Origin of the sequence: Pseudomonas sp. WC1, from assembly GCF_050586565.1 — a bacterium.
Taxonomy (GTDB): Bacteria; Pseudomonadota; Gammaproteobacteria; order Pseudomonadales; family Pseudomonadaceae; genus Aquipseudomonas.
On sequence record NZ_JBOBDQ010000001.1, the window covers coordinates 124,549 to 137,996 of the forward strand.

7 protein-coding genes are annotated in these 13,448 nt (G+C 63.7%); 6 read left to right on the forward strand and 1 reads right to left on the reverse strand.

Going from position 1 to position 13,448, the window contains the following annotated elements; translation table 11 throughout:
- Positions 1-8: 8 nt before the first annotated feature.
- Positions 9-1,493: a trypsin-like serine peptidase gene (locus tag ACQ4OD_RS00570; RefSeq protein ID WP_102681757.1), complete on the forward strand. Its 1,485-nt coding sequence runs from the start codon at positions 9-11 to the stop codon at positions 1,491-1,493.
- A 54-nt stretch (positions 1,494-1,547) separates the two neighbouring features.
- Here the strand turns inward: ACQ4OD_RS00570 and ACQ4OD_RS00575 are convergent, their stop codons facing one another.
- Positions 1,548-3,551: a BCCT family transporter gene (locus ACQ4OD_RS00575; protein WP_102681758.1), complete on the reverse strand. Its 2,004-nt coding sequence runs from the start codon at positions 3,549-3,551 to the stop codon at positions 1,548-1,550.
- Between the two features lie 479 nt (positions 3,552-4,030).
- Here ACQ4OD_RS00575 and betI point away from each other — a divergent pair, with 479 nt between their 5' ends.
- The 5 genes from betI to mscK all read left to right on the forward strand — a co-directional run bounded on the left by betI (position 4,031) and on the right by mscK (position 13,318).
- A complete protein-coding gene (gene betI / locus ACQ4OD_RS00580) occupies positions 4,031-4,687 on the forward strand; it encodes a transcriptional regulator BetI (RefSeq protein WP_102681759.1) in 657 nt (218 codons plus the stop codon).
- 38 nt (positions 4,688-4,725) lie between these two features.
- Positions 4,726-6,198, forward strand: coding sequence for a betaine-aldehyde dehydrogenase (gene betB, locus ACQ4OD_RS00585; protein WP_102681760.1), 1,473 nt, complete (start codon positions 4,726-4,728; stop codon positions 6,196-6,198).
- Between the two features lie 75 nt (positions 6,199-6,273).
- Positions 6,274-7,971, forward strand: a complete 1,698-nt coding sequence (gene betA / locus ACQ4OD_RS00590; protein ID WP_102681761.1) for a choline dehydrogenase — start codon at positions 6,274-6,276, stop codon at positions 7,969-7,971.
- Positions 7,972-8,234: 263 nt separating this feature from the next.
- The gene (locus ACQ4OD_RS00595; protein WP_430943701.1) at positions 8,235-9,977 is read left to right on the forward strand and encodes a potassium/proton antiporter; all 1,743 of its coding nucleotides are present in this window, start codon (positions 8,235-8,237) and stop codon (positions 9,975-9,977) included.
- 35 nt (positions 9,978-10,012) lie between these two features.
- Positions 10,013-13,318: a mechanosensitive channel MscK gene (gene mscK, locus ACQ4OD_RS00600; RefSeq protein ID WP_139674116.1), complete on the forward strand. Its 3,306-nt coding sequence runs from the start codon at positions 10,013-10,015 to the stop codon at positions 13,316-13,318.
- The last annotated feature ends 130 nt before the right edge of the window (positions 13,319-13,448 follow it).

Genomic DNA, 13,448 nt, shown 5'->3' on the forward strand with positions numbered 1-13,448 from the left:
AGAATTCAATGCCCATACTCCCCCTCCATTGGCCTGCCGTGCTCATGGCCGGTCTTTCCCTCCAGGCGCTCGCCAGCCAGCCCGTTATCCCATCGTCCACACCCGAGACGCTCAATAACGCCCAAGGCGAGAATGCGCGCTGGAGCGGAATCGGGCGGCTGTCCTTGCCCGATAGCACGCAGTGCATCGGTACGCTTGTCGACAGCCGTGATCCTTCGACGCCGTCGAGCGGTCCGGCATATGTCATCACCAGCGGACACTGTGTCGACCAACGTAACGGCACTATCGTCCAGGACAAGGCACTGGAAGGCTCGATCAGCTTCAACTACTTCGTGGACACCGCCGCAAAGCGCAAGACCTTTCCATTCAAGCGCATTGTCTGGAGCAGCATGCAAGGTAGCGACCTGGCCCTGATCGAACTCGACGCCCGCCTGCAGCAGGTCATGGCCGAGGGCATCCAGCCTCTACGTCTCGGCCCAAGCCCGGCAACAGGCAGCCACGTGCAGGTGATCGGCGAACCCAGTCGTCCCGACCAAGGGCTACGCCTGAGTAGCTGCACGGAACAGGCTGTCGAGGTTGTCATCGAGTATCCCTGGGTATGGCGCAATGCCCGGAGCAATGACTGCCCAGGCATGCACGAGGGTGCCTCGGGCAGCCCAGTGATCGACAGCAGCAATGGCCAGGTTGTCAGCGTAGTGAACAGTGGCCGCCAGAATAGATCAGACAGCCTACCGTGCAGCCTGCACAACCCCTGCGCTGACCATCAGGACGATCAGCTGGGTAATGGGCCCGTCAATTTCGCCATGCCGGTGGAGCGAGTAAAGGCATGCTTTCGCGCAGGACAGGTCGATCTGGAACAGCAAAACTGCGACCTGCTGCCCGGGTTCGAACTCAAGCAGGACAAGCCCGGGAGCCGCTGGCGCAGGCTAGCGACGAACGATGACGGGACTACGCTTTCCCCCACATGGGGCGTGGGCTTCACCATCGACACTCGCTACTACCGCTACAAGCCGACGCAGGATGCGCGGGCCTGTGAAGATCCTGTGAATTATAGTGGCGCAGTCCTATCAGGAAGCAATCGGATCGATGACCCGATCGGCACCGCACCAGGCAGGTACTTCCTATGCGTGATTGGCGTCGGGTCGCAACAGCAAAGGCCTTCACACGCATTGATGAACAACGCCTGGAGCCTGCCGATCGAAGTGCTTCCAGCGCAGGTGTCGCAGGTGAGTTACTCAAGCGAACGCACGACTGACGGGCATGTCAGGATCCAATGGCAGCACGACCAGCCCAATCTCAAACGCTACCTGATCAAGTTCGGCCCGATCGAGAAATTGGACTGCAATCTGCCAATGCGTTATCGACCACTGATGTTTGACAGCCACATCATTCTGAAATCACAACTGCCCCTCAAGTTGTGCGGCATTGCCGTTGATGTGGACGGCAAGAAATCGACACCACGCAGCGACATCCTGAACGCACTCGACGACTGAAACGACGAGGGCCCCGGTCTTTCGATCGGGGCCCTCGTTCATGCGCGGTCCGGACTAGCTGTACACACGCCCCAACAGCTGGCGGTGGCTTTCGAACTGATCCAGCACGTCACGCACGATCTGCTCACGGGTGAAGCCCATCAGGTCGTACTCCTGGCTGCCGTCGTGCAGGTAGACCTCGGCGCGGTAGAAGCGCTGCTGCACTTCCGGCTCCCCTTCGACCGGCGCCTCGCTCGGCGCGGCCAGGTAGCCATCCAGGCTAGCTTCGTAGACGAAGGGATTACCCTCTTCCATCATCACTCGCAGGCCCATCATGTTGCGCGACTGACCTACCCGGGTCTCGACCTCGAAGCCCAGGGTACGCAGCTGCTCGGCGGCCTCTTTCAGCGCTGGACTGACCTGCTTGTCCATGAACCGCTGCACCACGGCCTGAGTCGGCTGCAGGTCCAGCTGACTGAGGCGCTCGCTGAAACCGCGACGGCCACGGGCGGCCAGTTCGGCGCGCTCGCTCTCGACCGCGACGTCCTGCTTCATGGCCTTCATCAGGCCGAACATGAACAGCACCAGGACCACCGAGAACGGCAGGCCGGCCAGCACCACCATGGTCTGCATGGCTTCGAAGTTGCCGGCGAACAGCAGGCCGATGGTCACCAGGGTGATCACCACCGACCAGAACACCACCATCCAGTGCGGGGCGTCTTCGTCGACCTTGCCGCCTTTGCACGACAGGTTGGCCATCATCACCGCGCCGGAGTCGGCCGGAGTGAGGAACAGCACGAAGCCGACGAACACCGCCACACCGATGACGATCTTCGCCGCCGGGAAGTACTCGAGCAGCTGGTAGATCGACATCGACGGCTGCTCCAGCGCGGTCTTGCCCAGCTCCACGGCGCCCTGGTTGATCACCAGGTCCAGCGCAGTGTTGCCGAAGATCGACAGCCACGCCAGGGTGAAGCCCAACGGGATCAGCAGCACGCCGCTGACCAGCTGGCGCACGGTCCGGCCCTTGGAGATACGGGCGATGAACATGCCGACGAACGGGCCCCAGGAGATCCACCAGGCCCAGTAGAACACGGTCCACAGGCCCAGCCAGCGCTCGGACTTGTCGTTGTCGCCTTCATAGACATAGAGGTCGAAGGTCTTCAGCACGACACCGTTGAGGTAGTCGCCGACGTTCTGCACGAAGCCGTTTAGCAGGTGCAGGGTATTGCCGGCCAGCAGCACGAAGATCAACAGGCCGCTGAACAGCAGGATGTTCAGGTTGGACAGGCGGCGGATGCCGTTCTCCACGCCCGACACCGCGGCCACGGTGGCCACGCCGGCCATGACCAGGATCACCACCAGCAGGTTGGTCTTGCTGTGGTCCATGCCAAACAGGTATTCCAGGCCCGAGGCCACCTGCATCGAGCCGATGCCCAGATTGGTCACCAGGCCCAGCAAGGTGACGAACATGCCGAAGATGTCCACGGCATGGCCCGCGCCACCCTTGACCCAACGCTCACCGACCAGCGGGTAGAGCGCCGAGCGCAGTGCCAGCGGCTGGTTGTGACGGTAGGCGAAGTAACCCACGGCCAGGCCGACCAGGGCGTAGATCGCCCAGCCGTGCAGGCCCCAGTGCAGGAAGGTCAGTTGCAGGCCCTGGCGCGCGGCCTCGAGGCTGGCAGGCGTACCTTCCGGTGGGTTGAAGTAGTGGTCCAGCGGCTCGGAAGCGCCGAAGTACAGCAGCGAGATACCGATACCGGAGGAGAACAGCATGCCGGCCCAGGCGCCGTAGCTGAAGTCCGGGGTGTCGTCCTTGCCGCCCAGCTTGAGCTTGCCGAAGTCGGAAAATGCCAGGTAGACGACGAACAGCAGGTAACCGCAGATCACCAGCATGTAGTACCAGCCAAAGGTGCGCGTCAGCCACTTCTGGGCGACGCCAAGCACCTGGCCGGCGATATCGGGTACAGCGATCAGCAAGGCAGTCAGAACAAGGATCATCAGCGCCGAGGTGAAAAACACCACGTGGTTGACCCGTACCCGCTCGGCGGGGGGCTTTGTCAGGGAAGCAGAACTCATTGCACGAATGCTCCGGGCAGTGCGGCAGTGGAGGCTAAACAGTTATGTCCCACGCAATTGGTGCAATAGCCCTACTGCGCAAGGTGTTATAAAAGGCACCCTGGAAACCGTGATCCCGAATCGAAACGTTGCAAAAAACCAGACCGGTCGCCTGTCGCTTCTTGCGCACGCCATCGCTGGGTGCGCGCATTAGCCACAGACACCTGGCCCGCTCCAAAGGGCCGGCCGCGCGGCCTGTGGCCACTCGGCAGAATCTGTCTTTCGCATCGCTCATGCCCGTCAACGCCTTGTATTCCGGGGGTTACGCGATTTCCTGGGGTGTCGATTCGTGCCCCTGTGACCGTCCCAAAAACTGTCAATGGCACAAATTGTCGCAGAGCTTATTCTTTATTGATTGAACGTTCAATCAAAACAAAATAGACTGGCCTTCGCCGAGGTAGCCGCTTGTCGTCTGCCCGCAGGCCTGAGGAGATAGCAAGATGCCCAAGGTCGGTATGCAACCCATCCGCCGCCAGCAGTTGATCGAAGCCACCTTGCAGGCGGTCGATCAGGTCGGACTGGGAGATGCCAGCATTGCGCTGATTGCCCGTTTGGCCGGCGTGTCGAACGGCATCATCAGTCACTACTTTCAGGACAAGAACGGCCTGATCGCAGCGACGATGCGCTACATCATGAACATGCTCAACGAGGGTGTGATCGCGCGTCGTCAGGCCCTCACGGACGACAGCCCGCGTGCCCACCTGAAGGTGATCATCGAAGGCAACTTCGATGCGAGCCAGGTGAATGGCCCGGCAATGAAAACCTGGCTGGCCTTCTGGGCTTCCAGCATGCACCAGCCGTCTTTGCACAGGTTGCAGCGGATCAACGACCACCGCCTGTACTCCAACCTGTGCTGCCAGTTCCGCCGTGTCCTGCCGCTCTACCATGCGCGCAAGGCCGCCCGCGGGCTGGCGGCCCTGATCGACGGCCTGTGGTTGCGTGGCGCTCTCTCGGGTGACGCATTCGACACCGAGCAGGCAATACGCATCGCTTACGAATACATGGATCTACAACTGGCTAAACAGCAGTCCCTGGATACAAACAACCAGGCCTCTGAACAGCCGCGCGCAGCGACCAGCCAACCGGCAGGAGCGTGACGCGGCAGCCAACCACACACTGCACTTGCGAGGACACTATGGCCCGTTTCGGAACGCAAAAACTCTACATCGATGGCGCTTACGTAGACGCTGGCAGCGATGCCACCTTCGAAGCCATCAACCCGGCTACCGGCGAAGTCCTCGCCCACGTGCAGCGCGCAACTCAAGCTGACGTCGAGAAGGCCGTCGAAAGCGCCGAGCGTGGCCAGAAAGTCTGGGCCGCCATGACCGCCATGCAGCGTTCGCGCATCCTGCGCCGCGCCGTCGACATCCTGCGCGAGCGCAACGACGAGCTGGCCATGCTGGAAACCCTGGACACCGGCAAGTCGTACTCCGAGACTCGCTACGTCGACATCGTCACCGGCGCCGACGTGCTGGAATACTACGCAGGCCTGGTGCCGGCCATCGAAGGCGAGCAGATTCCGCTGCGCGAATCGTCCTTCGTCTACACCCGCCGCGAGCCGCTGGGCGTGACCGTTGGTATCGGCGCCTGGAACTACCCGATCCAGATCGCCCTGTGGAAATCCGCCCCGGCCCTGGCCGCCGGCAACGCGATGATCTTCAAGCCGTCGGAAGTCACCTCGCTGACCACCCTGAAACTGGCCGAGATCTTCACCGAAGCCGGCCTGCCGAACGGCGTGTTCAACGTGCTGACCGGCAGCGGCCGCGAAGTCGGCACCTGGCTGACCGAGCACCCACGCATCGAGAAGGTCTCCTTCACCGGCGGCACCACCACCGGCAAGAAGGTCATGGCCAGCGCCTCGAGCTCGTCGCTCAAGGAAGTCACCATGGAACTGGGCGGCAAGTCGCCGCTGATCATCTGCGACGACGCCGACCTGGACAAGGCCGCCGACATCGCCATGATGGCCAACTTCTACAGCTCCGGTCAGGTCTGCACCAACGGCACCCGCGTGTTCGTGCCTGCCTCGATGAAGGCCGCCTTCGAAGCCAAGATCGCCGAGCGCGTCGCCCGCATCCGTGCCGGCAACCCGGAAGACGAGAACACCAACTTCGGCCCGCTGGTCAGCTTCCAGCACATGGAAAGCGTGCTGTCCTACATCGCCAAGGGTAAAGAAGAAGGCGCCCGCGTCCTGTGCGGCGGTGAGCGTCTGCTGGACGGCGACTTCGCCAAGGGCGCGTTCGTCGCCCCGACCGTGTTCACCGACTGCACCGACGACATGACCATCGTCAAGGAAGAGATCTTCGGCCCGGTGATGAGCATCCTCAGCTACGAGACCGAGGAAGAAGTCATCCGTCGCGCCAACGACACCGAATACGGCCTTGCCGCAGGTGTCTGCACCAACGACATCAGCCGCGCCCACCGCATCATCCACAAGCTCGAAGCCGGTATCTGCTGGATCAACGCCTGGGGCGAGTCGCCGGCCGAAATGCCGGTTGGCGGTTACAAGCAGTCGGGCGTCGGCCGTGAAAACGGTGTCAGCTCGCTGGCTCAATACACTCGCATCAAGTCGGTTCAGGTCGAGCTGGGCGGCTACAACTCGGTTTTCTAAACCTGGTCCCGCCACGCCCGCGCCCTTGAGCGCGGGCGTTTCCGCTCCCTGACAACTGCCAACGAGGGTACTTCAATGTCCCAAGAATTCGATTACATCATCGTCGGTGCCGGCTCCGCCGGTAACACCCTGGCCACCCGCCTGACCGAAGACGCCAGCGTCACCGTGCTGCTGCTGGAAGCCGGTGGCCCGGACTACCGCTTCGACTTCCGCACCCAGATGCCGGCCGCCCTGGCCTTCCCGCTGCAAGGTCGCCGCTACAACTGGGCCTACGAGACCGACCCGGAGCCGCACATGGACGGTCGCCGCATGGAATGTGGCCGCGGCAAGGGGCTGGGCGGTTCGTCGCTGATCAACGGCATGTGCTACATCCGCGGCAACGCCATGGACTTCGACGGCTGGGCTGAACTGCCAGGCCTCGAGGACTGGACCTACCTGGACTGCCTGCCGTACTTCCGTAAGGCCGAAACCCGCGACATCGGCCCGAACGACTACCACGGCGGCGAAGGCCCGGTCAGCGTGGCCACGCCGAAAGCCGGCAACAACCCGCTGTTCCACGCCATGGTCGAGGCCGGCGTGCAAGCCGGCTACCCGCGCACCGAAGACCTCAACGGCTACCAGCAGGAAGGCTTCGGCCCGATGGACCGTTCGGTCACCAAGAATGGTCGTCGTTCCAGCACCGCCCGTGGCTACCTGGACCAGGCCAAGAAGCGCCCGAACCTGACCATCGTCACCCACGCCCTGAGCGACCGCGTGCTGTTCGACAACAAGCGCGCTGTTGGCGTGACTTACCTGGTCGGTGACAGCGAAGAGCGCGTCGAAGCGCGCGCCCGCAAGGAAGTCATCGTTTCCTCCGGCGCCATCGCCTCGCCGCAACTGCTGCAGCGCTCCGGCGTCGGCCCGCGCGCCCTGCTGGAAAGCCTCGACATTCCAGTGGTCCACGACCTGCCGGGCGTCGGCGAGAACCTGCAGGACCACCTCGAGCTGTACCTGCAGTACGCCTGCACCCAGCCGGTGTCGCTGTACCCGTCGCTGCTGTGGTGGAACCAGCCGGCCATCGGTGCCGAGTGGCTGTTCAACGGCACCGGCATCGGCGCCAGCAACCAGTTCGAGGCCGGTGGTTTCATCCGCACCCGCCCTGAATTCAAGTGGCCGAACATCCAGTACCACTTCCTGCCGGTAGCGATTAACTACAACGGCTCGAACGGTGTGAAAGAGCACGGCTTCCAGGCACACATGGGCTCCATGCGCTCGCCAGCCCGTGGTCGCATCCAGGCCAAGTCGAAAGACCCGCGCCAGCACCCGAGCATCCTGTTCAACTACATGTCCACCGAGCAGGACTGGCAGGAATTCCGCGACGGCATCCGCCTGACCCGCGAAATCATGGCCCAGCCGGCGCTGGACCCGTACCGCGGCCGCGAGATCAGCCCGGGCGCCCACGTGCAGACCGATGAAGAGCTGGACAAATTCATCCGCGAGCACGCCGAAACCGCCTTCCACCCGTCCTGCTCGTGCAAGATGGGCACCGACGACATGGCCGTAGTCGATGGCGAGGGTCGCGTGCACGGCATGCAGGGCCTGCGCGTCGTCGATGCGTCGATCATGCCGCTGATCATCACCGGCAACCTCAACGCCACCACGATCATGATCGCCGAGAAGATCTCGGACAAGATCCGTGGCCGCAAGCCGCTGCCGCGCAGCACCGCCAAGTACTACGTGGCGGGCGATGCACCGGTGAAGGGCAAACCGATGCGTGAAGTGAAGCAGGCCTGACCTGCTTGGCTTCATCGCCGGCAAGCCGGCTCCCACAGCTAGCACCCCGTACTCAAGGGCTGTGACGACCCTGTGGGAGCTGGCTTGCCAGCGATGAGGCCGTAACAGGCAACACAAGAAAAGGCACCTTTCGAGGTGCCTTTTCTACATCTGCAGAAACGCTTTACAGGCTGCCAATTCATCAGGTTAGAATCGATTGGCACGCGACCTGCTAGTTCATAGTTGCACGTCCCTTTTCCCCCGCTGTCCCGGAGTACCTGCCTTTGGATGCAAGCACCATCAACAGCCTGTTCCTGATCGGCGCATTGCTGGTGGGTGCAAGTATCCTGGTCAGCTCGCTGTCATCGCGCCTGGGCATCCCCATCCTGGTCATCATCCTCGCGGTCGGCATGGTCGCTGGCGTAGACGGTGGCGGCATCATTTTCAACAACTACCCGACCGCCTACCTGGTGGGCAACCTGGCGCTCGCGGTCATCCTGCTCGACGGCGGCCTGCGCACCCGGGTGGCGAGCTTCCGCGTGGCGCTGTGGCCGGCGCTGTCGCTGGCCACGGTGGGCGTGTTGATCACCACTGGACTGACCGGCATGGTCGCCGCCTGGCTGTTCGACCTGAGCCTCATCCAGGGCCTGCTGATTGGCGCCATCGTCGGCTCCACGGACGCGGCGGCGGTGTTCTCGCTGCTCGGCGGCAAGGGCCTCAACGAACGAGTCACCGCCACCCTGGAGATCGAGTCGGGCAGCAACGACCCGATGGCGGTGTTCCTCACCGTGACCCTGATCGACATGATCGCCAGCGGCCAGACCAGCCTGCACTGGAGCCTGCTCACCCACCTGCTGCGCGAGTTCGGCATCGGCGGTCTGATAGGCCTGGGCGGCGGCTGGCTGATGCTGCAATTGGTCAACCGCATCAACCTGGCCAGCGGCCTGTACCCGATCCTGGTAGTGGCCGGCGGCCTGGTGGTGTTCTCCCTGACCAACGCCCTGCACGGCAGCGGTTTCCTCGCGGTTTACCTGTGCGGGCTGGTGCTGGGCAACAAGCCGATCCGCAGTCGCCACGGCATCCTGCACATGCTCGACGGCATGGCCTGGCTGGCCCAGATCGGCATGTTCCTGGTACTGGGCCTGCTGGTCACGCCCCACGACCTGCTGCCCATCGCCCTGCCCGCCCTGGGCCTGGCATTGTGGATGATCCTGGTCGCCCGGCCACTGTCGGTGGTCGCCGCACTGCTACCGTTCAAGGCTTTCCATGGCCGCGAGAAAGGCTTCATCAGCTGGGTCGGCCTGCGCGGCGCGGTGCCGATCATTCTGGCGGTGTTCCCGTTGATGGCCGGCCTGCCCCAGGCCCAGCTGTTCTTCAACCTGGCGTTTTTCATCGTGCTGGTGTCGCTGCTGGTGCAAGGCACCAGCCTGCCGTGGATGGCCAAGCTGCTGAAGGTCACGGTACCGCCGGACCCGGCGCCGATTTCGCGCTCCGCGCTGGAGGTGCACGTCACCAGCGAATGGGAGCTGTTCGTCTACCGCCTGGGCGCCGAAAAATGGTGCATCGGCGCCGCCCTGCGCGAGCTGAAGATGCCCGAAGGCACGCGGATCGCCGCCTTGTTCCGTGGCGAACAGCTGCTGCACCCGTCGGGCAGCACCGTGCTGGAGGTCGGCGACATGCTCTGCGTGATCGGCCACGAACATAACCTGCCGGCGCTGGGCAAGCTGTTCAGCCAGGCGCCGCAACGCGGCCTCGACCTGCGCTTCTTCGGCGATTTCGTGCTCGAAGGCGATGCCGAGCTGGGTGCGGTGGCGGCGCTTTACGGCCTGAAACTCGATGGCCTGGACGCGAAGATGCCGCTGGCGCAGTTCATCCGACAGAAGGTCGGAGGCGCTCCAGTAGTAGGCGACCAGATCGAATGGCACGGCACGATCTGGACCGTCGCGGTCATGGACGGGAACAAGATCCAGAAAGTGGGCGTCAGATTCCCCGAAGGTACCCGCCCCGGCCCCGGGCTGTTCCTCTAAACTCCGATTTGCCGCGTATCACAAGAACTCTGCCTATGTCCCTGCGTGACCATTGCCGCGCAGCCCTGCTGGGGCTGTGCCTGACCCTCTCGTTCGCCGCCGGCGCGGTGGAAATCCCGACCACTCCGGGCATCCAGAGCAGCCTGAGCAAGATCGCCGAGCGCAAACTGCCGGAAACCGAGCAGAAAGCCGTGCAGCAGGTGCTGGAGCAGACACTGGCGCTGCTCAACGCCCGCGACGACAGCGAAAAGAAGCTCGAAGCCCTCAAGCAGCAGTTGGCCAATGCCCCCCAGGAGATCCGCGACAGCCAGCGCGAACTGATCAAGCTCAAGGCCTCCAGCGTCGTGCCGGTGGCGCAGCGCTACGCCAGCCTGACGGTGCCGCAGCTCGAACAGATGCTCAGCGAGCGCAGCACTCAGCAGGGCGACCTGCAGAAGGCGCTGTCCGAAGCCAACAGCCTGATCATCAACTCCCAGACCCGCCCCGAGCGCGCCCAGGCCGAGATCAGCGGCAACCAGATGCGTGCCCAGCAGATCAACAACAGCCTCAAGAGCGGCAAGGACAACGGCAAGTCGATCAATGCCGACCAGCGCAACCAGCTCAACGCCGAGCTGGCCTCGCTCAACGCCCTGACCCTGCTGCGCCGCCAGGAACTGGCCGGCAACAGCGTGCTGCAGGACCTGGGCAACGCCCGCCATGACCTGCTGATCGAACGCGCCACAAGGCTGGAACAGGAAATTCAGGACCTGCAGACGTTGATCAACGAAAAGCGCCTGGCGCAGTCGCAACAGGCCGTCACCCGCCAGTCGATCGAGGCGCAGAAGGCCGGCGGCAGCAACCTGCTGGCCACCGAGAGCACCGCCAACCTGCAGTTGTCCGATTACCTGCTGCGCAGCACCGACCGCCTCAACGAGGTGACCCAGCAGAACCTGCGCACCAAGCAGCAGCTCGACAGCCTCACCCAGGCCGACCAGGCCCTCGACGAGCAGATCAACGTACTCAAGGGCAGCTTGCTGCTGTCGAAGATCCTGTACAAGCAGAAGCAGGCCTTGCCGCACCTGAAGCTCGACCGCAACCTGGCCGACCAGATCGCCGATATCCGCCTGTACCAGTTCGAGATCAACCAGGAACGCGAACAGATGAGCAGCCCGTCCGCTTACGTGGACAAGCTGCTGGCCAGCCAGCCCGAGGAAGACGTCACCCCGCAGCTGCGCAAGGCCCTGCTGGAAGTGGCGATCACCCGGGGCGACCTGCTCGAGCGGTTGAACCGCGAGCTGTCGGCGCTGCTCAACGAATGCATCACCCTGCAACTGAACCAGAAACAACTGCTGAGCACTGCCCAGAACCTGCGCACTACGCTGGAAGAGCAGATGTTCTGGATCCCCAGCAACAAACCGCTGGACTGGCAGTGGCTGCGCCAAGTGCCCGAGGGCCTGGCCTACCAGGTGGCCAGCCTGCCCTGGGGCGCGGGTATCAAGGAGCTGGGCGACGGCCTGGTGCAGCAGCCACTGCTGTTCCTGCCGCTGATCCTGGTGATCGGCGCCCTGCTGTGGCGGCGCAAGGCCCTGTACCGGCGCCTGGGCAAGGTCCACCAGGACATCGGCCACTTCAAGCGTGACAGCCAGTGGCACACGCCCCAGGCGATCCTGATCAACATCCTGCTGGCACTGCCGGTGGCCCTGGCGCTTACTCTCGGTAGCTACGCCCTGCAGCTTGATGCCCGCGGACAGAACGCCAACCTTGGCGCCGCGTTGTGGCAGATCGCCCAGGCCTGGCTGGTGTTCTACACCGCCTACCGCATCCTTGCCCCGGGCGGCGTCGCCGAAATTCACTTCCGCTGGCACAAGCCCCAGGTCGAGTTCCTGCGGGGTTGGGTACGTCGCCTCGGTACCGTGGTACTGGCACTGGTGGGCGTGGTGGCGGTGGCCGAACACCAGCCCTCGGCATTGGCCGACGACGTGCTGGGCATCGGCGTGGTGCTGACTTGCTATGCGCTGATGGCCTGGCTGCTCAGCCGACTGCTGCTGAGCAGCCCCGCGCACCAGAACACCTCGCTGTTCCGCAAAGCGGTCGGGGTGGCCTTCACCGCCCTGCCCATCGCCCTGTTCGTGGCGGTGTGCTTCGGCTACTACTACACCGCCCTCAAGCTCACCGACCGGCTGATCTACACGCTCTACCTGCTGCTGTTCTGGCTGGTGATCGAGGCCGCGTTCGTGCGTGGCCTGTCGGTGGCGGCGCGGCGCCTGGCCTACCAGCGCGCCCTGAGCAAACGCCAGGCCGCCAAGGAAGGGCTGGATGGCGAGGTGGTGGTCGAGGAGCCGACCCTGGACATCGAGCAGGTCAACCAGCAGTCGCTGCGCCTGATTCGCCTGGCCCTGCTGGGCGGTTTCATCGGCGGGTTGTACTGGGTCTGGGCGGACCTGATCACCGTGTTCGCCTACCTCAACAACATCACCCTGTACGAGTACAGCAGCGGCACCGGCGCAGCTGCCAGCATGGTACCGATCAGCCTCGGCGACCTGCTCGGCGCCATGGTCATCGCCGGTATCGCCGTGGCCCTGGCCAGCAACCTGCCAGGCCTGCTCGAAGTGCTGGTGCTGTCACGACTGAACCTGGCCCAGGGCAGCGCATACGCTATTACCACGCTGTTGTCCTATGTAATCGCCGGGGTAGGTATCGTCAGCACCCTGGCCACCCTCGGGGTCAGCTGGGACAAGCTGCAGTGGCTGGTGGCGGCGTTGTCGCTGGGCCTGGGTTTCGGCATGCAGGAGATCTTCGCCAACTTCATCTCCGGCATCATGATCCTGTTCGAACGCCCGGTGCGCATCGGTGACACCATCACCATCGGCAACCTGTCCGGCACGGTGAGCAAGATCCGCATCCGCGCCACCACCATTACCGACTTCGACCGCAAGGACATCATCGTCCCCAACAAGACCTTCATCACCGGCCAGCTGATCAACTGGTCGCTGACCGACACCGTCACCCGGGTGACGCTGAAGCTGGGCATCGACTACGGCTCGGACCTGGACTTGGTGCGCGACCTGCTGCTCAAGGGCGCCCACGAGAACCCGCGGGTGCTCAAGGACCCGGAGCCGCTGGTGTACTTCCTCAACTTCGGCGAAAGCTCGCTGGACCACGAGCTGCGCATGCACGTGCGCGACCTCGGCGACCGCAACCCGACGCTGGACGAGCTCAACCGCTATATCAACCGTGAGTTCAAGGCGCACAACATCAAGATCTCGGTGCGCCAGGTGGAGGTGTTCCTCATGGACGCGAAGAACGGCAAGCAGCAGTTGATCCCGATGGACAGCAAACCAGACAGCACGCCGCCGAGCTGAGTGGACTGCGACAGGCATGCCCTCCAGAATGCAGGCGAGGGCTTTGCCCTCGATCGCCGGCAAGCCGGCTCCCACAAGATGGCATGCCTTGCCCTGTGGGAGCCGGCTCGCCGGCGAAAGGGCCGCACAG

What these genes read in the sequence shown, in the direction of transcription:
- betA (WP_102681761.1), top strand. Translation starts at nt 6,274, where the DNA reads ATGTCCCAAGAATTCGATTACATCATCGTCGGTGCCGGCTCCGCCGGT.
- ACQ4OD_RS00570 (WP_102681757.1), top strand. Translation starts at nt 9, where the DNA reads ATGCCCATACTCCCCCTCCATTGGCCTGCCGTGCTCATGGCCGGTCTT.
- betI (WP_102681759.1), top strand. Translation starts at nt 4,031, where the DNA reads ATGCCCAAGGTCGGTATGCAACCCATCCGCCGCCAGCAGTTGATCGAA.
- mscK (WP_139674116.1), top strand. Translation starts at nt 10,013, where the DNA reads ATGTCCCTGCGTGACCATTGCCGCGCAGCCCTGCTGGGGCTGTGCCTG.
- betB (WP_102681760.1), top strand. Translation starts at nt 4,726, where the DNA reads ATGGCCCGTTTCGGAACGCAAAAACTCTACATCGATGGCGCTTACGTA.
- ACQ4OD_RS00575 (WP_102681758.1), bottom strand. Translation starts at nt 3,551, where the DNA reads ATGAGTTCTGCTTCCCTGACAAAGCCCCCCGCCGAGCGGGTACGGGTC.